At 61.9% G+C, this 19,280-nt stretch carries 20 protein-coding genes and 1 tRNA gene; 9 read left to right on the forward strand and 12 right to left on the reverse strand.

Going from position 1 to position 19,280, the window contains the following annotated elements; all coding sequences use genetic code 11:
- Positions 1 to 8: 8 nt before the first annotated feature.
- The 7 genes from ptsN to RCF49_RS10870 form a co-directional block, all read right to left on the reverse strand.
- The gene (ptsN, locus tag RCF49_RS10840) at positions 9 to 479 is read right to left on the reverse strand and encodes a PTS IIA-like nitrogen regulatory protein PtsN (protein ID WP_342644034.1); all 471 of its coding nucleotides are present in this window, start codon (positions 477 to 479) and stop codon (positions 9 to 11) included.
- Positions 480 to 1,000: 521 nt separating this feature from the next.
- Positions 1,001 to 2,473, reverse strand: coding sequence for an RNA polymerase factor sigma-54 (rpoN, locus tag RCF49_RS10845; protein WP_342644035.1), 1,473 nt, complete (start codon positions 2,471 to 2,473; stop codon positions 1,001 to 1,003).
- Positions 2,474 to 2,609: 136 nt separating this feature from the next.
- The gene (lptB, locus tag RCF49_RS10850) at positions 2,610 to 3,386 is read right to left on the reverse strand and encodes an LPS export ABC transporter ATP-binding protein (RefSeq protein ID WP_342644036.1); all 777 of its coding nucleotides are present in this window, start codon (positions 3,384 to 3,386) and stop codon (positions 2,610 to 2,612) included.
- A gap of 179 nt (positions 3,387 to 3,565) precedes the next feature.
- The gene (locus tag RCF49_RS10855) at positions 3,566 to 4,096 is read right to left on the reverse strand and encodes an LptA/OstA family protein (RefSeq protein ID WP_342644180.1); all 531 of its coding nucleotides are present in this window, start codon (positions 4,094 to 4,096) and stop codon (positions 3,566 to 3,568) included.
- Positions 4,071 to 4,643 (reverse strand): LPS export ABC transporter periplasmic protein LptC, encoded by a 573-nt coding sequence (gene lptC / locus RCF49_RS10860; RefSeq protein WP_342644037.1) that lies wholly within the window; start codon positions 4,641 to 4,643, stop codon positions 4,071 to 4,073. The genes RCF49_RS10855 and lptC overlap by 26 nt, the downstream gene beginning before the upstream one ends.
- Positions 4,644 to 4,836: 193 nt before the next feature.
- Complete coding sequence (locus tag RCF49_RS10865; RefSeq protein ID WP_342644038.1) at positions 4,837 to 5,445, reverse strand: ribonuclease D; 609 nt, start codon at positions 5,443 to 5,445, stop codon at positions 4,837 to 4,839.
- Positions 5,446 to 5,539: 94 nt separating this feature from the next.
- Positions 5,540 to 5,626, reverse strand: a tRNA-Leu gene (locus tag RCF49_RS10870).
- A 174-nt stretch (positions 5,627 to 5,800) separates the two neighbouring features.
- On the opposite strand from RCF49_RS10870, the gene RCF49_RS10875 reads away from it, so the two are divergent.
- Genes RCF49_RS10875 through RCF49_RS10890 form a run of 4 tightly spaced genes read left to right on the forward strand, consistent with a single transcriptional unit; the run spans position 5,801 to position 9,568 of the window.
- Positions 5,801 to 6,796: a complex I NDUFA9 subunit family protein gene (locus RCF49_RS10875; protein WP_342644039.1), complete on the forward strand. Its 996-nt coding sequence runs from the start codon at positions 5,801 to 5,803 to the stop codon at positions 6,794 to 6,796.
- A 54-nt stretch (positions 6,797 to 6,850) separates the two neighbouring features.
- The gene (locus tag RCF49_RS10880) at positions 6,851 to 7,555 is read left to right on the forward strand and encodes a glutathione S-transferase family protein (protein ID WP_342644040.1); all 705 of its coding nucleotides are present in this window, start codon (positions 6,851 to 6,853) and stop codon (positions 7,553 to 7,555) included.
- Between the two features lie 25 nt (positions 7,556 to 7,580).
- Positions 7,581 to 8,693 (forward strand): tRNA epoxyqueuosine(34) reductase QueG, encoded by a 1,113-nt coding sequence (gene queG / locus RCF49_RS10885; RefSeq protein ID WP_342644041.1) that lies wholly within the window; start codon positions 7,581 to 7,583, stop codon positions 8,691 to 8,693.
- Positions 8,693 to 9,568 carry an SDR family oxidoreductase gene (locus RCF49_RS10890; protein WP_342644042.1) on the forward strand — a complete coding sequence of 292 codons (876 nt, stop codon included), beginning with the start codon at positions 8,693 to 8,695 and terminating at the stop codon, positions 9,566 to 9,568. Before queG ends, RCF49_RS10890 begins: the two co-directional genes overlap by 1 nt.
- Here the strand turns inward: RCF49_RS10890 and RCF49_RS10895 are convergent.
- A complete protein-coding gene (locus tag RCF49_RS10895; RefSeq protein ID WP_342644043.1) occupies positions 9,549 to 10,355 on the reverse strand; it encodes an alpha/beta hydrolase in 807 nt (268 codons plus the stop codon). The two genes, RCF49_RS10890 and RCF49_RS10895, sit on opposite strands and share 20 nt — an antisense overlap.
- 169 nt (positions 10,356 to 10,524) lie before the next feature.
- Here RCF49_RS10895 and infC point away from each other — a divergent pair, with 169 nt between their 5' ends.
- A complete protein-coding gene (gene infC / locus RCF49_RS10900) occupies positions 10,525 to 11,064 on the forward strand; it encodes a translation initiation factor IF-3 (RefSeq protein ID WP_342644181.1) in 540 nt (179 codons plus the stop codon).
- A 41-nt stretch (positions 11,065 to 11,105) separates the two neighbouring features.
- On the opposite strand, the gene RCF49_RS10905 is transcribed toward infC, so the two are convergent.
- Positions 11,106 to 12,017: a DMT family transporter gene (locus tag RCF49_RS10905; protein ID WP_342644044.1), complete on the reverse strand. Its 912-nt coding sequence runs from the start codon at positions 12,015 to 12,017 to the stop codon at positions 11,106 to 11,108.
- A gap of 296 nt (positions 12,018 to 12,313) precedes the next feature.
- Between RCF49_RS10905 and rpmI the strand changes: the two genes are divergently transcribed.
- The 4 genes from rpmI (at position 12,314) to pheT (ending at position 16,524) form a co-directional block, all read left to right on the forward strand.
- The gene (gene rpmI / locus RCF49_RS10910; RefSeq protein WP_342644045.1) at positions 12,314 to 12,514 is read left to right on the forward strand and encodes a 50S ribosomal protein L35; all 201 of its coding nucleotides are present in this window, start codon (positions 12,314 to 12,316) and stop codon (positions 12,512 to 12,514) included.
- Positions 12,515 to 12,536: 22 nt separating this feature from the next.
- A complete protein-coding gene (gene rplT, locus RCF49_RS10915; protein ID WP_342644046.1) occupies positions 12,537 to 12,890 on the forward strand; it encodes a 50S ribosomal protein L20 in 354 nt (117 codons plus the stop codon).
- Between the two features lie 161 nt (positions 12,891 to 13,051).
- Positions 13,052 to 14,125: a phenylalanine--tRNA ligase subunit alpha gene (gene pheS, locus RCF49_RS10920; RefSeq protein WP_342644047.1), complete on the forward strand. Its 1,074-nt coding sequence runs from the start codon at positions 13,052 to 13,054 to the stop codon at positions 14,123 to 14,125.
- Positions 14,122 to 16,524, forward strand: a complete 2,403-nt coding sequence (pheT, locus tag RCF49_RS10925; protein WP_342644048.1) for a phenylalanine--tRNA ligase subunit beta — start codon at positions 14,122 to 14,124, stop codon at positions 16,522 to 16,524. The genes pheS and pheT overlap by 4 nt, the downstream gene beginning before the upstream one ends.
- Positions 16,525 to 16,536: 12 nt before the next feature.
- Here pheT and RCF49_RS10930 read toward each other — a convergent pair whose 3' ends face one another.
- The 3 genes from RCF49_RS10930 to RCF49_RS10940 all read right to left on the reverse strand — a co-directional run bounded on the left by RCF49_RS10930 (position 16,537) and on the right by RCF49_RS10940 (position 19,217).
- Positions 16,537 to 17,382 (reverse strand): C40 family peptidase, encoded by an 846-nt coding sequence (locus tag RCF49_RS10930; RefSeq protein WP_342644049.1) that lies wholly within the window; start codon positions 17,380 to 17,382, stop codon positions 16,537 to 16,539.
- Positions 17,379 to 17,729 carry a MarR family winged helix-turn-helix transcriptional regulator gene (locus RCF49_RS10935; RefSeq protein ID WP_342644050.1) on the reverse strand — a complete coding sequence of 117 codons (351 nt, stop codon included), beginning with the start codon at positions 17,727 to 17,729 and terminating at the stop codon, positions 17,379 to 17,381. Before RCF49_RS10935 ends, RCF49_RS10930 begins: the two co-directional genes overlap by 4 nt.
- Positions 17,730 to 17,816: 87 nt before the next feature.
- Entirely contained in the window at positions 17,817 to 19,217 is a 1,401-nt protein-coding gene (locus RCF49_RS10940) for a leucyl aminopeptidase family protein (RefSeq protein WP_342644051.1), read from the reverse strand.
- Positions 19,218 to 19,280 lie beyond the last annotated feature (63 nt).

A 19,280-nucleotide genomic window follows, 5' to 3' on the forward strand; every position in this document is an offset into this window, starting at 1 on the left:
CGCGGCGGTTACGCCGCGTGGGAGGCAGAGGCCGTCGGCTCTGTCAGAATGGAATAGAGCGCCGCAGCGCTGTCCGAGCCGCGAAGCTTCGCAACTATCGTTTGATCGCGCAAAAGCCGCGAGATCCGCGCCAAGGCCTTCAAATGGTCCGCGCCGGCACTTTCGGGGGCGAGCAGCAGGAAAATCAGATCGACGGGCTGATCATCGACCGAATCAAAATCGATCGGCTGGGCAAGACGCGCGAACACAGTCTGAAGCCGGGTCAGTCCCGGCATCTTGCCGTGCGGGATGGCAATGCCCTGGCCAAGCCCGGTTGAGCCCAAGCGCTCCCTCTGCAGCAGAGTCTCAAAGACTTCCCGCTGATCCAGATGCATCAGCTGCCCTGCGATCGCGGACAGCTCCTGTAAAGCCTGCTTTTTGCTGCTGACCTTCAGCGACGGCACGATCCCATCTGCGGAGAGGATATCGGACAGCTGCATCGTATCATATCTCCTTGGTCGCGACCCACCGGTCCCGAGCCCACCGATTCTGTAGACCTTCATTGCGCCTCTCTGCGCTCATGACACAACGCCTCGCGCGTGGGTCTGGTGTCATGTTGCTTGCTCAGCAAGTCCTAGACACCCGACACCCGATTCGGATCGCCGAGCCTTCATGTGATGTGCCGATATTGGATCTTCATTCTCAGAAGTGCCGTCCACTGCCTTCTGCCAAACGCGCGACCGAGGTCCAAGCCTCAGCCCTCAGCGCGCTCACCCGCGTTAATCATCTGCTTACCATATTTGTACGGTATGCCCAACCTCATCGGTCACGGATCCGGGTGATTTTCGACGGCCGCACCTACCTAGTCAGCAGCGGCATGTAAGTCAACGCTTGAGCCAAACTTTTTTCTCGAGCAGAAGAATACGGGCTAAATCATTAAAGTTGCACTATTTTTCTGCGCAGGAATACGGACAGTTCCGCTTGGCCGCTGCTGGCCGACTGATCCGCATTTTTCTGTCGATTATCGCCGATCCATCTTCTCGCGGCGACGCTGCACTGACGACAATATTCCCAATGCTTCGCGGTACTTGGCCACGGTCCGGCGGGCAATTTCTATGCCTGAGTCTCGCAGGAGCTCCACGATGCGGTCATCGGACAATACCTGATCGGGCGGCTCGTTATCCACAAGCTCACGGATCCGGTGGCGAACCGCTTCAGCAGAATAAGATTCGCCCCCTTCGACCGACGCGATCGCCGTCGTGAAGAAATATTTCAGTTCGAAGGTGCCGCGCGGCGTCGCCATATACTTGTTCGCGGTTACCCTGCTGACCGTTGATTCGTGCATGCCGATCGCATCGGCCACCATGCGGAGGTTCAACGGCCTCAGGAACTGCACCCCATGCACCAGAAACGGGTCCTGCTGGCGCACGATCTCGCGGGCGACCTTCAGGATGGTCTTGGCCCTCTGCTCCAGGCTCTTTACCAGCCAATTGGCATTGGCCAGGCATTCCGACAGATATTCCCGGTCCTGATCTCGCCCGCCATTGCGGCTCACTTGTGCATAATAGTGATTATCGACCAGCACCCTGGGCAGGGTTTCGCTGTTCAGCTCCACAAGCCAGCTTCCGTCGGGCGCAGCCCGGACGAACACGTCCGGAATGACGGGCTGGATCGGTGAGCTCCCGAAGCTCGCGCCAGGTTTCGGATTGAGACGGCGGATTTTTGCCACCATCTCCCGCAGTTCTTCACCGTCTACCTCGCAGATTTTCCGCAATTTCGAGAAATCGCGCTGCGCCAGAAGCGGCAGATTGTCGATCAGCGCTTCCATCTCGAGGGTGAGATGGCCCTCGGCTTCGAGCTGGATGCTCAGGCATTCCCTTAAGCTTCGCGCGGCAATACCTGGCGGATCGAAGGTCTGGATCTTACGGAGAACGGCTTCGACCGTGCTCACATCCGCCCCAAGCTGGTCGGCCACCTCCTGCAGATCGGCACTGAGATAACCGGCCTCGTCCAGCATCCCGATCAGATGGGAGCCGATCAACCGTTCGGCAGGCCCTGCCGCGACCTCCCCCAGCTGCTGCTCCAGATAGGCATTGAGGCTGGTATGCTGCTTGAGGATCGATTGCAGATCACCATCGAGTGAATCCGCATAGCCGCCATTGCCCCCGAGTGTCGACCAGCCGGAATCGGAAAGCCCCGCCGCCGCTTCTCGCGACCGCTTGTCGGCGGCGGCCTCATCCGCATAGACATTGTCGAGGTCGGTATCGAGATGTTCCAGGCGCTCCTGCACGGGCGAGACCTGCTCGGCCTGGCCGTCCACCGTGACGAGCTCATCATCACCGCTGTCTAGGAGCGGGTTACGTTCGATCTCTGTTTCGACAAATTGCGAGAGCTCAAGATTGGACATCTGCAGAAGCTTGATCGCTTGCTGCAGCTGAGGTGTCATAACCAGGGATTGCCCCTGGCGAAGCTCGAGCTTGGCTCTCAGCGACATAACCCCAAATGCCCTAACGCAAAGCCGCTTCCCGCACAACCCGAGCGCGGCAACCGGTCACCGGATTGGTATAGAGCATTTCTTGGCGAAACAAGCACCGCTCTGTAACAGAGGGAAGCAGAACGGAGGGACGTGGTTAAAGGGTAAACTGTTCGCCAAGGTAAAGTCGCCGGACCTCGCGATTATTGACAATCTCTTCAGGCGAGCCCTCCATCAGGACCCGACCCTCATGTATGATGAGCGCTCGATCAATGAGCTCGAGGGTCTCTCTGACGTTGTGATCTGTAATAAGCACCCCGATTCCCCGAGCGGTGAGGTGGTGCACCAGCTCGCGTATATCGCCGATCGCAATGGGATCAATCCCCGCGAAGGGCTCATCGAGGAGCATGAACTGTGGTCGAGCAGCGAGTGCTCGTGCGATCTCCACCCTTCGACGCTCTCCGCCAGATAATGCAACAGCTGGCGTACTCCGGAGATGCGAGATAGCAAACTCATCCAACAACCCGCGCAACATACTCTCGCGCGTCTTCCGGTTCGTCTCGGTGAGCTCCAGAACCGCGCGGATATTCTCTTCCACAGTTAGCCCGCGGAACACCGACGCCTCCTGAGGGAGGTAGCCGATGCCCAGGCGGGCCCGGCGATACATCGGCAGGTGCGTGATATCGGTCCCATCGAGCTCGATAGAGCCGAAATCCGCCGCAATCAGCCCGGTGATCATATAGAACACCGTGGTTTTCCCGGCCCCGTTTGGGCCGAGAAGGCCGACTGCTTCCCCGCGTCGAACGGATAGACTGACACCCCTCACCACCGGACGGCGCTTGAAGCTCTTGCCGAGCGAATGCGCCACCAGACCTTCACCACCGAACTGGCCGGTTGCGCCGGCTTCATTCTGCGGATCGAACAGTCCCGCCATGTCGCGCCCGGAACTTTCCCAAACTCTTGGCCGTTTCCGGTCCGGTGCTGCAGGCTTGTCCACGTCGTTCCGTTCCACCCAATTACCGCCGCTTTGGATTAATTTTCTATGAAGGCGAGGGAGACCCCGTTTCGCCCCCAGGCCGTCATTCCTTTCCTCCAGCAGAGATCCTTCTCGCCCTAGGGCACGAAACGTCCGCGCACCCGCCCGCCGGAAAGCTGGCTCTGGCCGGTATTCAGGTCGATATTGAGCTGATTTCCGTGCAGCACCGTCTCACCCTGGGTAACGACGACATTTCCGCCCATCACGATTTTATTGGCCGGCACGTCCATCTTCGCCCAATCGCTATTGATCACCTGTCCGTTGCTGGTGACCACCACCTTGCCGTCTGCCTGCAAGGTCTTGAATTGCCGCGACGACTTCTCGCCCGTCTTCGCGTCCTCGTAATCGACCACGAGCTTTTCGCTTTGCAGCCGGACATTGCCGCGCTTGGCATCCACCTTGCCGGTGAAGATCGCCCGCTTCTGCGCCTGATTGAGCTCGACCTTCTCAGCGGCGATATCGACCGCGCCGCTGGAGCTGGCGCTGGCATCCTTCAGTCGCGTTGCCGTATTACTTTGGGCGACAGCAACAGACGGGAGCAGCGCAATCGCGCCAAACAGGCAGATTGCGAAGCCGAATGCTTCAGCGCTGCGCAGGCGTTTCGGCATCGCCACGCGCGGCTTGCCCTGCAAAGGTCGTCCGTGTTCCGTTGGTGAAATACACCTGCTGCCCGTCATCGCGCATCTCCAACCCCCCGGCCGAAATTGTGCCATCGGGGAACATAACCTCTACTGGATCCTGGCTTATAAGTCTCTTTTCCCGCAGCAACACGCGCGCGGTTTGCATCTTGGCCGTATAATTTGCGGTATTGGCCATGCGCACGTCCCCCGCGAGATCAAGGGTTTTCTGTTTGTCGTCGAAAACACCTTGCCGGGCCGTAACCAGCAGCATCTCTCCACTGGCTTTTAATCGCATTTCCAGCTTGATCTCTTCGAGATGCACCCGGGACGGCTTGTTTTTGTCCTGAGCGGCCCGGCGCGCCTCAACCAGGAATGGCTGATCATCTGCATCAAATCCGGTGAATCGGACGACGCGTCCGACAGCCACTTCCGGATCTTCGACCGCGCGCTCGGACGGAGCCGCTTCATAGGGCGACTGGAACATGCCGATCTGAGCGATGAAAGCTGAGATGAGGCCGACCACCGCGGCCACCATGACCCATGTGATGATCCGAGGCAGCGTTAGTCGCGGGCGGCGCTTCTCCGATGGGGGAGCTACCCCTCCGGATTGCACAACTGGCCTAACACCTCGAGACGTGGGCATCACCATACGGAACCATGCTCCAAGGACCCGTTTTCAGATCCGGCATGCTTCCCTGTTCGCCGGCATCATCCGCAAAAGGCGGCTTTCAGTGGGCAAATATGTCCTCTTCGGGCCAACCTGCAAGATCCAGGGCCGCTCGAGTTGGCAGAAAGCGGAAACACGCCTCCGCGAGAATGGTACGCCCCTCCCTCGCAAGCAGTTCATCGAGCCTGGATTTGAGCTGGTGCAGGTACAGCACGTCCGATGCGGCATATTGCAGTTGCGCTTCACTCAGCGCCTCTGCCCCCCAATCCGAACTCTGCTGCTGTTTTGAGAGCTCGATGCCGAGCAGTTCCCGGCAGAGATCCTTGAGCCCATGCCGGTCGGTATAGGTCCGCGTCAGTTTCGAGGCGATTTTTGTGCAATAGAGCGGTGCGACCTCGACCCCGAGATAATGCTTCAGGACCGCGACATCGAAACGCGCGTAGTGAAAGATCTTCAGAACCTTGGGATCGGCGAGCAGCGCCTTGAGATTAGGCGCATCCGCTTGCCCCGGGGCGATTTGCACCAGATGAGCCGAGCCGTCTCCTGTGGAGATCTGCACCAGGCAAAGACGATCGCGATGAGGATTGAGGCCGAGGGTCTCCGTATCGACCGCGATCGAATCACCGAACCGAATTTCGGGAGCAAGATCGCCGCGGTGAAGGGTAATCATCGAACGTCCTTCTTGCCGGTGAGGCATGAGCCAGAGCGGCTGCGGCACTCCGAAGGGGGCACGCCCTCGCATGGGACAAAGCACAAAGAGGGAATGGTGCCCAGGAGAAGACTCGAACTTCCACGAGGTTTCCCTCGCTAGCACCTGAAGCTAGTGCGTCTACCAATTCCGCCACCTGGGCAACGGCCGATGACATAGGATGCGAGGGCGACGATTGTCAACAGATCGATCGTGAATTTACGCAATCTCTCGACAGTCGGCCTTTACTTTCGCCTCACGGGAACGTTGCATTCTCAGGCGGGAGCGCTAAAAGGCGTTGGAGCGGGGGCATGCCTGCGGCCAAAGGCCGTGTCGCATGCTGCAACAGGGCTTAGGAACAGTGATCTCCACATCCAACACTCTGATCACCATCGTCGGGGGCTCGGGCTTTCTCGGCCGCCATATCGTGCAGGTCCTTGCGCGGCGCGGTTATCGCATCAGAGCGGCGGTGCGCCGCCCTGACCTGGCCGGACATCTCCAGCCGCTCGGAATGGTCGGCCAGATCAAGACCGTTCAGGGCAATGTCCGCTATCCCGCATCGATTGCTGCGGCCTGCCAGGGTGCTCAGACGGTCATCAATCTGGCCGGCATTCTTTACGAGACGGGCCGCCAGACCTTCGAGGGCGTTCATGTCTTCGGTGCCGAAGCGGTGGCCAATGCCGCCCGTGAGGCCGGAGCGACACAGCTGATCCACGTCTCGGCCTTGGGCGCGGATCCCAATTCCGACTCCGCCTATGCCCGCAGCAAGGCCGAAGGCGAACAGCGTGTCCTCGCAGCCTTCCCCGGTGCGACCATTCTGCGCCCGGCGGTCGTTTTTGGCCCGGAGGACGACTTTTTCAACCGGTTCGCCAGCATGGCCCGCATCATGCCTGCCCTGCCCCTGATTGGCGGCGGCCATACCCGTATGCAACCGATCTATGTGGGCGATATTGGCCAGGCTGTCGGCGAGCTTGCCGACCGTAAGATCGGTGCTGGCACCACTTACGAGCTCGGCGGCCCGGAGATTCTCACCTTGCGCGAGATTTTCGAGCTCGTGCTGAAAACCATCCACCGCCGCCGCCTGCTAGTTCCCGTGCCCTTCTCGGCCGCGCGTCTGCCGGCGAGCCTGCTTCAGCTTCTACCGAAGCCGCTATTGACCACCGACCAGCTGACGCTGCTCCAGCGCGACAATGTGGTGAGCCCCGAGGCGGAGGCTGAGCGGCGCACGCTGGCCGGACTCGGTGTTGCGCCGCAAGGCGTCGAGGCCATCGTTCCGCAATATTTGGAGCGGTTTCGGCCCACCGGCAGTTATGATCGGGCACCCAAGGCCTGAACCAGCGGTCATTTCCGCCGTTTCCCACCAAGCTCAGAGATCATCCGGACCTGAATGCCTCAGCTGCTCCACTACTCGCTCGACCCCTTTTCGCGCCGTATAAGGCTCATGCTTGGCGAGCTGGGGATAGAGGCCGATATCCTGGAGGAGAAGCCATGGGAGCGCAGGGAGGAGCTTCTGCTGCTCAACCCCGCTGGAGCGCTGCCGATCTTTGTCGAGGATGACCAGACCCTCATTGTTGGCGTGGAATCGCTGGCCGACTATCTCGAAGAAACCCGGTGTGTTCTGGGCGCCGGCGGCTCGATGCCGCGCACCCTGCTCGGTCGCACACCATTGGAGCGTGCCGAGACACGACGCCTCGTCGCTTGGTTCGATGTGAAGTTCTATCGCGAGGTCAGCCGGCTCATTCTCATGGAGAAAATCGAGCGGCGCCTGGCACCTCCGGGCAAGGGCGGCGGCCCCACCAACATGAACGCGGTCCGCGCCGCGCTCAACAATATCCGCCCGCATCTCGACTATATCGGCACACTCGCCGAGCATCGGAACTGGCTCGCCGGTGACGAGCTCACCCAGGCGGATCTTGCGGCGGCAGCGCACCTCTCATGCCTCGACTATCTCGGCGATGTGCCTTGGGGCGTGAATGCCTATGCCAAGGCGTGGTATCAGAGAATCAAGTCCCGCCCCTCCTTCAGGCCGCTCCTGGCCGATCATATCCGCGGCATGCCGCCGCCGCGCATCTACGCAGATCTGGACTTCTGAGCCCTCCGACACCTATTTCGGAGGGATGGGCGCGTCGCTGAAGGACAATATAAAGGCATGGGCCGAGGCCGAGGGCTTCGACGTGGTCGGGTTCACCACGCCCGATACCATTCCCGAAGCTCCCGCCCGCTTGCATGCCTTTGTCGCCGCGCAGCGCCATGGCGACATGCACTGGATGAGCGAAACCCTCGATCGTCGTGCTGATCCGAAGGCCTTATGGCCCGAGATGCGCAGCATCATCATGCTGGGTAAGAATTACGGGCCCGATGAGCCGCCTTTGGCGCGCCTGATCGAGCGAGAAATTGGCGTGATCTCGGTCTATGCCATGGGCAGCGACTATCACGAGCTCATCAAAAAGCGCCTGAAAGCGGTCGCGCGAGCGCTCGTGCGGAATACTGGCGCCGATGTGAAGGTATTCGTCGATACAGCACCCCTCATGGAAAAGCCGCTCGCAGCGGCCGCGGGCCTCGGCTGGCAAGGCAAGCACACCAATCTCGTCTCGCGCGGTTTCGGCTCCTGGCTTTTTCTCGGCGCGATCGCCACCACCGCGATCATCGAACCCGATGCGCCCATTGAAGACCGATGCGGCTCGTGCCAGGCCTGCCTCGATATCTGCCCCACCAAGGCGTTTCCGGCCCCTTACCAGCTCGATGCGCGGCGCTGCATCTCCTATCTCACCATCGAACATAAGGGGCATATTCCCGAGGAATTCCGCAAGCCCATCGGCAACCGCATTTTCGGTTGCGATGACTGCCTCGCCATATGCCCATGGAACAAGTTCGCGAGGAACGCGGCCGACGCGAAGCTGAAGGCGAGACCCCAACTTGCGCGCCCGCGCCTTGCCGAGCTTGCAGGCCTCGATGATGCCGGCTTCCGCGCCATGTTCGCCGGCACCCCGGTCCGGCGCGCCGGACGGGACCGCTTCATCCGCAACGTGCTGATCGCGATCGGCAATTCCGGCGATTCGGCGCTGGTTCCCACAGTGCGGGAACGTCTGAATGATCCATCGCCACTGGTCCGCGCCATGGCTATATGGGCGCTCCGTCAACTGCTTCCGAAGAACGAATTCGCCGCCCTGGCGCGCGCGGCACCCGCGGAAGCTGATCCCGATGTTGCCGTCGAGTGGAGCTGGTCCTGATGAATCATCTATTGTTTTTGGGAATGGGTTATTGCGGGCGCGCCCTGGCCGAGCGCCTGAAGGCACGTGGCTGGAGCATCACCGGCACGACGCGCAATCCGGAGAAGGCGAAGGACCTCGAGGCTGAAGGCATACGCAGCGTGCTCTTCAACGGCGGGGAGCCGATGGCTGATATCGACAATGTGCTGGCGGGCGTCACGCACGTCATTGCCTCCATTCCCCCCGACGATGACGGCGACCTCTTCCTCAGGGCGCATAATCATGACCTCGCCCGCCATGCCGGTCACATTCAATGGGCCGGCTACCTTTCGACCACGGGTGTCTATGGCGACAGCGATGGTGAATGGGTGGGCGAGGATGCGCCGACCGCTCCGACCACGCGTGCCGGGACGCGCCGCCTTCTGGCCGAGCAGCAATGGCAGGCTTTGGCAGCGCAAAGCGGGCTGCCCCTCCACATCTTCCGCATCGCGGGCATATACGGACCGGGCACCCGCAACCAGATCGATCAGGTGAAGCAGGGGACCGCCAAGCGGATCCTCAAGGCGAATCACTATGTGGGACGTGTGCACCGCGACGACATTGTCGGGATCCTCGAGGCCTCCATCGCCATGCCCAATCCAGGCCGGATCTATAATGTCGTCGACCACGAGCCATCCGCGCCCGAAGAGGTGATTGCGTTCACCGCGCAGCTTTTGGGTATCGAGCCCCCGCCCGCCATTCCCTTCGAAGAGGCTGATCCGTCAGGTGTTGCGCGCAACTTCTTCTCGGGCAGTAAGCGCGTATCCAATGCCCGGGTTCGCGAAGAGCTTGGCTACAGCTTCCTCTATCCGACCTACAGAGAAGGAATGCGGTCCATCATTTCTGAGGCTGGATAATTCTGTCAGCTCTCTCGCAGAGCGCCGCGCTCGTCTCCACCAGCAGGTTGAGCGAGCGGGCGTCCGACAAGCGGTGGTCTCCGCCCTTGACGAGGGTGAAGGCGACGTCCTCGCCCTCGATCGTCCTGTAGGCTTCCAGCCCGTGCAACCAGGGCACGTCAGGATCCTGCTCTCCATGAATAATCCGTACGGGAACCGACGCGTGATAGGGCGCGTTCATCAGCCGATGATAATCGCCATCTTCGATTAGCTTGCGCGTTATGGGGTAAGGTCCGTCGCCATAGATCGAAGTCCTGTGCACGACGCCCTCGCTCATGAGCTGCTCCCGTTCCTGCTCGCTCATGGCTTGCGTAATCAGGGCGGCGGTCATATCTATGGCTGGTGCGATCAGCACCAATCCGTGGACGCGCCGTGCTTCGTTAGGAAATTCCGCCTTCAGTCTTCGCGCCAGCAGCAGAGCCAGCCATCCGCCCATGCTCGAGCCGAGGACAACTCGTGGCCCAGGTGCCTCCTCGCGGAACATCAGCACGGCTTCGTCGAGCCACGTCGAGATGGTTCCTTCGGTGAACACTCCGCCCGATGCGCCATGCCCGGAATAATCAAAACGGACCAGGTTGCGCTCCTGCGCGACCGCCCATTGCGCGAGCGTGCTTGCCTTTTCGCCGGTCATGACGGATTTGAAGCCGTTGAGCCAGAACAAACCGCAGCGGTCGGGCCGAAGAGGGCCTTCGCGAACATAGGCCAAGCGGGTAGAATGGGACTGGCGATAGGCGATGGGTGTAACCATGCTAAGCCCTGTGAAAGCTTTTGGTGGTTCAAGATGAAGCCTGTGCTTGACTTGCTGCCTTGAGTTCCAGATTGATATGTGCCTCGATCGGCAAAGATTTCAGCCTAGCGATTTCGATCGTAATGGCTGACAGGTAGTCCTCCGATTAACAGCAGAAGGAGATAGCAACATAGCCCGCAGACCGTTTAGAGCGCCGCCGACCCGTGATGATGGTCCACGCGCCAATGACCGAATCCAGGCCCGCGAAGTATTGGTTATCGACCAAGAAGGGGAGAAACGCGGCATTATGCGGACAGAGGACGCGATCGAACTCGCCATGGAGGCTGGTCTCGATCTCGTGGAGGTCTCGCCGACCGCTCAGCCGCCCGTCTGCAAGATCCTGGATTACGGCAAGCTCAAGTACCAGACCCAGAAGCGCACCAACGAAGCCCGCAAGAAGCAGAAGACCATCGAGATCAAGGAGATCAAGATGCGTCCGAACATCGACACGCATGACTATGACGTGAAGATGCGCTCCATGCAGCGGTTCTTCGAGGAGGGCGACAAGGTTAAGGTGACCTTGCGTTTCCGCGGCCGCGAGATGGCGCATCAGGATCTCGGTATGAAGCTGCTGGAGCGAGTGCGCGATGACATCATGGATCGAGCCAAGGTCGAGCTCGAGCCGCGACTGGAAGGTCGCCAGATGATAATGGTCCTGGCCCCTCGCTAATTCGTCTTGGCCTCTCCCGCCCGGGGGAGGCCACCGATAAGCTATTTGCCTCTCGGCCGAAAGCGCAGCGACCGAAACTGAATTTGCGCGAGCGCGGCCCCGCAGATCACCAGCACGCCACCTACAGCCTGCATGGGTGATACCGTTTGCCCGAGCAGCAACGCGAACACCATCGTGTAGAACGGGATGAGATTGTTGTGCATGGCGGCCACTGTGACGCCAAGCAGCCGGCACGCGGCCATCCAGAACACCGATGAGAGCCCGATGGCGATACAGCCAAGCCAGGCGAGCAGCGCAAGCGTCTTGGGATCAAAGGAATAGGCGAGATCAACCAGCCCCGACAGACCAGCGATCACCGCGATCGGCGCGGTCACGACGGCGGAAGCAGCGGCTGTGACGGCCGCCCGTGAAAGATCCGAGAGCGTGGCCAGTCGGTCGACCGAGATCCGTGTGAACAGCACGAACAGCACTGTCGAGGCAAACACGAGCAATTCGCCCAAGCCGATCGCCGCAATGGCCGCCGGCCTATCCTCGCCCATCATGCTGATGACCCCTCCGGCGATCGCGAGCACGACACCTGCAACGAGCGCGAGGCTCAAGCGCTCGCGCCCGGTTACCGTCCCCACCACCGCAGATATGGCAGGCATGGACGCGACGATGATCGCCACATTGACGGGGTCGGCATAGGCTTGCCCCCAGACGAGCATCTGCCCCGACAGCCCCATGGCGCCGCCAGCGAGCATGATGTCCTTGCTGAGGCGGATATTGAGGCGTGGCAGCCCTTCCCAGGCCGCCACGATGATCAGGAGCACGACCCCGGCGAATGCCATGCGGCTTGGCATGACGAGGAGCGGATGCCAGGATTTCAGGATCTCGGCTGCGGCCGGCAAACCGGTTGCCCAGACAAGCATCGACAAGACACCGGCAAGATTGCCGAATACGCGGGGTGACACGGGGCAGGCTTTCCCTGGGGCAGCGGTGCCGCCACAATGGCAAGCCCCGACTCGCGCAGACATCGCAGGCTCATCTTTCCCCACGGCATCAAGCCTGCAAGCGTATTCTGCGCAATGCATGCATTCCGAAACTTGCATCCGGCGCGCGCAGACCCTATAAGCAGCACGCATCGAGCTGGCCGGCCTTGGCAAGGGCATGCCGTGCCGGCTCTGAAGGCTTCAATGGAAGCGGCGTCTCGCATCTGCCTCTCCGGGGGCGGCGGAGGCGCCTATTTTGCTGAATGAAAGGAAGCAAAATGCCCAAGCTGAAGAACAAGTCCGCGGTGAAGAAGCGCTTCAGCTTCACCGGCACGGGCAAGGTGCGGGCCAATCAGTCCGGCAAGCGCCATGGCATGATCAAGCGCACCAACCGTCAGATCCGCGACCAGCGCGGCACCACCATCCTCAACGAGAGCGATGCGGGGATCGTACGGCAGTTCCTGCCTTACGGACGCTGACCGAACTTAGAGGAGATACGGTATGGCACGCGTAAAGCGCGGTGTGACGGCTCACGCCCGTCATCGCAAAGTCATCAAGCAGGCCTCCGGCTACTATGGCCGCCGGAAGAACATCTTCCGGGTTGCCAAGCAGGCCGTCGACAAGGCCAATCAATACGCCTATCGCGATCGTCGCGTCCGCAAGCGCAATTTCCGCGCCCTGTGGATTCAGCGGATCAATGCGGCAGCGCGCGAGCTCGGCCTCACCTACGGCCGATTTATCAACGGGCTCGACAAGGCCGGTGTTGAGGTGGACCGCAAGGTTCTCGCCGATCTCGCCGTGCGTGAGCCCGAGGCGTTCAAGGCGCTGGTCGAGACGGCGAAGGCTGCTCTCTAAGGTGCCGAGTGCTGGCCGGCAGCCTGCCGGCCCACGCGCGCTCGCGACACTCGCGGACACGATGGTTATCCGGTCTTTGGCCGAGCCCACGCCGCAGCTCATGCGACGCGTGCGCTCGGCTTTTGTGTTTTCCGCCCAAACCCGCTGATGGATCAATCACGATGAACCGGATCGAGACCTTGGAGCATGAGCTCCTCGAAGGGATCGCCAACGCCGCTGACGAACAGGCGCTTGAAGCTGCACGCGTGGCGGCCTTGGGAAAGAAGGGCGTGATCGCCGAGCTCATGAAGGGCCTTGGCAGCATGAGCCCGGAGGAACGCCGCGAGCAGGGCCCTCTGTTCAACGGCCTGAAGGACCGAGTGACCGAGGCCATCGCTGCCCGCCGCGAGCTATTGAAGGAACAGGCTCTGGAGGCGAGGCTCGCCACCGAGGTCGTGGACGTCACCCTGCCGGCGAGGCCCGAGCAGCGCGGCACCATCCATCCTGTGCGCCACGTCTATGACGAGGTGATCCAGATCTTCGGCGACCTTGGTTTTTCCGTCGCTGAAGGACCTCACATCGAGGACGATTTCTACAACTTCACCGCCCTGAACATTCCGCCTGAGCATCCGGCCCGGCAGGAGCATGACACCTTCTATCTCCGGGAGAAGCCGGATGGAACGCGCAAGGTGCTGCGCACCCATACCTCGCCCGTGCAGATCCGCACCATGCTCGCGCAGAAGCCGCCCATCCGCATCATCGCCCCCGGCCGCACCTTCCGCTCCGACAGTGATCAGACTCACACCCCCATGTTCCACCAGATCGAGGGGCTGGTGATCGACGAGACCACCCATCTCGGCCACCTCAAATGGGTCCTGGAGGAATTCTGCAAGGCCTTCTTCGAGGTTGATGCAGTGAAGATGCGCTTCCGCGCCTCCCATTTCCCCTTCACCGAACCCTCCATGGAGGTCGATATCGGCTATCGGCGCGAGGGCGGCCAGATCCGCATCGGCGAGGGTGACAGCTGGCTCGAGATCCTCGGCTCCGGCATGGTGCACCCCAATGTGCTCACCGCCTCCGGCATTGATCCCGCCCGCTATCAAGGCTTTGCCTTCGGCATGGGGCTCGATCGCATCACCATGCTGAAATATGGCATCCCGGACCTGCGCGCCTTCTTCGAGGCCGACCTCCGCTGGCTGCGCCACTACGGCTTCACCGCACTCGACCTGCCGACCTTGGCGGGAGGACTGTCATGAAATTCACGCTGAACTGGCTGAAGGACCATCTCGAAACTGACGCCTCCCTGGATGAGATCCTGGAAGGCCTTGTTGGCTGTGGCTTCGAGGTGGAGAGCGTCACCGACTTCCGTCAGACGCTGAAGCCCTTCAAGGTTGCCTATGTGCGCGAGGCGGTACAGCACCCAAATGCGGAACGGCTGCGGGTGTGCTCTGTCGAAACCGAGGAGGGCGTGCTGCAGGTGGTGTGCGGTGCGCCGAATGCCCGCACCGGCCTGCGCGGGATCTTCGCGCCCATCGGCACCCATGTGCCCGGCACCGGGCTTGATCTGGTTAAGGCCAATATCCGCGGCGTTGAATCCAACGGCATGCTCTGTTCGGAACGGGAATTGCTGATCTCCGAGGAGCATGACGGCATCATCGACCTTGCCGAGGATTTCCCCGTCGGCACGCCCGCAGCGACCGCTTTGGGCCTCGATGACCCGATAATCGATATCGCCGTCACACCCAACCGTCCCGATGCCCTGGGCGTCTATGGCGTTGCACGCGATCTCGCTGCGAAAGGCTTGGGCAAGCTGAAGCCGCTGAGCGTGCCAGTGGTCAAGGGCACCTTCGCCTCTCCCATCGCAGTCAGCACCGAGGATCCTGAGGGCTGCCCCCTGTTCATCGGCCGCACCATCCGCGGCGTGAAGAACGGCCCCTCCCCCCTTTGGCTGCAGCGGCGCCTGCGTGCGATCGGATTACGGCCCATTTCGGCCCTGGTCGATATCACCAACTACATCACCCATGGCTATGGCCGCCCGTTACACGTCTTCGATGCCGGGAAGGTCAAGGGCAACATCACTGCCCGTTCGGCGCGCGACGGCGAAGAGATCCTGGCGCTCGATGGCAGGACCTACCGGCTGGAGCCGGGCATGGTGGTCATCGCCGATGACGCGGGCCCGGAAGGCATTGGCGGTATCATGGGCGGAGAGCATTCCGGCTGCACGGATGAGACCACCTCGGTGTTCCTCGAAGCCGCCTATTTCGATGCGATCCGCACGGCCAAGACCGGGCGCAAGCTCGGTATCCAGAGCGATGCCCGCTATCGTTTTGAGCGCGGTGTCGATCCTTGCTTCGTCGAGACAGGCGCGGAGCTTGGCACCGCCATGATCCTCGATCTTTGCGGCGGCGAGGCATCCGATCTGGTCATCGCCGGCAAGATCCCTGCGTATGAGCGCAGCTACATCCTGCGCAAGGACCGGGTGCGCACCCTCGGCGGTGTTGATGTTGCGCCCGCCGAGCAGAAGCGGATTCTCGAGGCCTTGGGCTTCGGCGTGACCGAGACGGCAGAGGGCTTCGATTGCAGGGTTCCCTCCTGGCGGCCGGACGTTCATGGCGAGGCGGACCTCGTCGAGGAGATCTGCCGGATCATTGGGCTCGACAACATTCCGGCGGCGCCCATGGACCGGCCTCATCCCGTGGCCCGGCCGGTTCTGACCCCGCTTCAGCGCCGTGCTGCCGTAGCCGAGCGGATCTTGGCCGCCCGCGGCCTCAACGAAGCCGTGACTTGGTCATTCGTGTCAAAGCCTCAGGCTGAGCTCTTCGGCGGCGGCAGTTACGAGCTGGAGCTTGCCAACCCGATTTCGTCGGAACTCTCCGATATGCGCCCCTCGATCCTGCCGACGCTGATCGCGGCGGTGGGCCGGAACATCGCGCGCGGCTTCGGGGATGTCGGCCTGTTCGAAGTCGGGCCGGCTTATGGAGGCGACGAGCCGCAGGACGAGACTTTGCGGGCAACCGGCATCCGCCGGGGCCGCAAGAGCCCTCGTCACTGGTCCGGCCAACCCGAGGCGGTGGACGTCTTCGATGCCAAGGCCGATGCCCTGGCCCTTCTTGATGCGGTCGGCGTGTCGATGGATGCCCTCCAGGTGGTGCAAGGCGCTCCGGCCTGGTTCCATCCGGGCCGTTCTGGCACGCTGCAGCTTGGCCCCAAGAATCAGCTCGGCTGGTTCGGCGAGCTGCACCCGCGCGTGCTGGAGGCCATGGACGTCAAGGGGCCGCTGGTCGGCTTCGAGATCGTCTTGAACGCCATCCCGGACAAGCGCGCCAAAGGCACTGCCCGGCCCGCCCTCGCCCAGTCCGACCTCATGCCTTTGACCCGCGACTTCGCCTTCGTGCTCGACCGGGACGTGCCGGCAGACAAACTGCTGCGGGCCGTCAAGGGGGCAGACAAGCAGTTCATCACCGCTGTCTCGTTGTTCGACCTGTTCGAAGGAGAAGCAGCTGAACGCGCGCTGGGCCAGGGCAAGAAGTCTATCGCCGTCGAGGTGACGCTGCAGCCTAAGGCCAAGACCCTGACGGACGAGGAGATCGAGGCCATCTCGGCTCGTATCGTCGCCCAGGCGACCAAGGCGACCGGAGCCAGCTTGCGAAGCTGACGGCGGGGGAAGTCAGAGCCGCTTGATCGTGCGGATTTCCGTTCCTTGCTTGCGGATGCGGGCCACCACCTCCGCAAGTGGCTCGCGCACCACCTGCATGTAATGGCCGGTGGCGTGCAGCAATGTCTCGCCATCGGCCATGATGCCCACATGGCCCGGCCAGAACACGAGATCGCCCCGACGCAGCGCGTTGAGCGCTGTGAGATCGAGCGCTTTCCCTAAGCCTTTCTCCTGCATGTCGCTGTCGCGCGGACAGTCGATGCCCGTAGCCCTCAGCGAGACCTGCACGAGCCCTGAGCAGTCGATCCCGGTCCACTGGCGCCCGCCCCACACATAGGGTGCGCCCAGGAACTTCTCCGCCACCGCCACGAAATCCTGCCCCACCGGTCCGATCGGCTGCACATGGCTGGCAAAGGCAAACCGGCCGTTTTCAACAGCGACAAAGCCTTCCGCCTCGCCGACAGCCCTGAGCTTTGCCCCGAAGCTGATGGTGATGATCGGCTGCACCTTGATATTCGCCGCGGGGTAGAGCGTGGCGCAGGGCACCGCGACCACATGGGTCGGCTCGCCATGATCAGGCGCAAGTCCCTCGGCGGGCAGATAACCGACATACCCGTCATCCGCCAATTGCCCCCAGGCCCAGCCGTCGCGGATCTCGAACACGCGCACGAGCTCGCCCATCAGCGCCTCGGTGGTATAGGCCGCCTCCGGTCGCGGCGCGGACCGCATCCCCAATGCCGGAACGGCAATCCGCATCAATTCCGGCTCGACGAAGCGAGGCGCATCCACTTTGCCCTTGAGCGATGCAGCGGCAAGATCCTCGCGATAGGGCGTAATCCGGCGATCGAATGCAGTCATGTCGTGGTCTTCTCCGCATGCCCGATAATCAGATCCGCCAGATGCTCGAGGAACAGCGAGCCCTTCACTGTACGCTGAATGAGCACGTTGCGCCGGTCATTTTCATCGCGCCGGCGACCGATGAGGCCTTCCTTGCCCATACTGTCCAGCGCACGGGTGATCACGGGCTTTGTCACCGAGAGCTTGGCTGCCAGCCCCCTCACCGTGTGAGGCGGCGCTTCCAGATAGACGGACAGCAATATGGCGGTTTGACGGACCGAGAGATCTGGCTGACCGTCCTTCACCAGATCAAGGTGAATTTGCTGCCACAGCTTGAGGGCTTGGTTCAAATTGAGTTTCACGGTCATGAAGCCGAACTGCTCGTTCCGCCAAGACGTTTCGGTTCCGTTACAATAAAAGGAACCGTGGGCAGCTGCAAGCCAGACCAGCCGATCTCAAGAACCATATCGCGATAGGATTAACGCATAGAGCGCGCGGATAGCCTGCGCCTCGCCGCCAATGGGTCGTCCGGGCCGCGCCTTTGGAGTCCATGCCATGAGATCCACATGGATATAGGCACGCGCGGGGCTGACGAACCGCTTCAGGAACAGCGCCGCCGTGATCGCACCGGCAAATCCCCCATCGGAAACATTGTTGAGATCCGCAACCTTGCTGTCGAGCCATGAAGCATAGGGCTCGTAGAATGGCAGCCGCCATACCGGATCGTTCTGCTCCGCGCCATGCATGACGAGACGATTTGCCAGATCATCCTGGCTCGCGAAGAAGGCGGGCAATTCCGGTCCGAGTGCCACCCGCGCAGCTCCAGTCAGGGTGGCCATGTCGATCAGCAGGTCGGGGTCCTCCTCTTCCGCGAGCGCAAGCGCATCGGCGAGAACGAGGCGCCCCTCCGCGTCGGTATTGCCGATCTCGACCGTCAGCCCCTTGCGGCTCCTCAGCACGTCGCCCGGCCGGAACGCTGCACCCGAGATGCTGTTCTCAACCGCCGGAATGAGCACGCGCAGGCGCACGGGCAGCTCGGCCGCCATGATGAGCTTGGCCAGTGCCAGCACATTCGCAGCACCGCCCATATCCTTCTTCATCAAAAGCATGCCGGATGCTGGCTTGATATCGAGCCCACCCGTGTCAAAGCAGACGCCCTTGCCCACCAGCGTCAGCTTGGGCGCGTCCCGCCTGCCCCAGCGCATGTCGATAAGACGAGGCAATCGCGCGCTCGCGCGGCCCACCGCATGCACCATGGGATAGTCCCGGCTCAGCACGTCTTGGTCGGCTATAACCGAAATCTCCGCCCCGCCGGCCTCGGCCACCTTGCATGCGGCATCCGCGAGCTCTGCCGGCCCCATATCGCTTGAAGGCATATTGATGAGATCGCGCGCGAGGCCGACTGCCTCGGCTTCGCTGAGCAGCGCGGAGCGATCACATCCGCTGGGCGTCACCAGCAGGGCCTTCGGCTCGGGGCGCGATCTATAGGCGGCAAAGCGATAGCTCTCGAGCAGCCATCCGAGCGCCGCAAGGCGAGGATTGGGGACGCTCTCCGCAAAGCAATAGAGTCCGCGCGGCAGGAGGGTCGCAAGCTTGCCGGGCGCGAAAGGATCATAGCCCTCCTTCAGCGAGCCCAATCCATAGAGGACACCCTTCAAATTGCCCGAGCTGCCCGGCAGCAGCACCAGCTGTCCCGGCTTTCCCTGAAAATCCTGCGCCCTCGCCCAGGACCGGGACGGCTCGGGCACCGCCGCGAGAACTTGCTCGACCGTGTCCTGGTCGGTCGTCTGAATCAGGACCGCAGGCTGGGATCGCACGTCAGCAGCATCAATCAGCAGAGTTCGATAGTCGGTCATCTCGTGGCCTTGTTTTCAGGGGGGAAGGCCGACGATAGCTCGCAGGGGTCCGCGCGGCAATTG

It is taken from the genome of Rhodoligotrophos sp. CJ14 (assembly GCF_038811545.1).
In the GTDB taxonomy this organism is placed as follows: domain Bacteria; phylum Pseudomonadota; class Alphaproteobacteria; order Rhizobiales; family Im1; genus Rhodoligotrophos; species Rhodoligotrophos ferricapiens.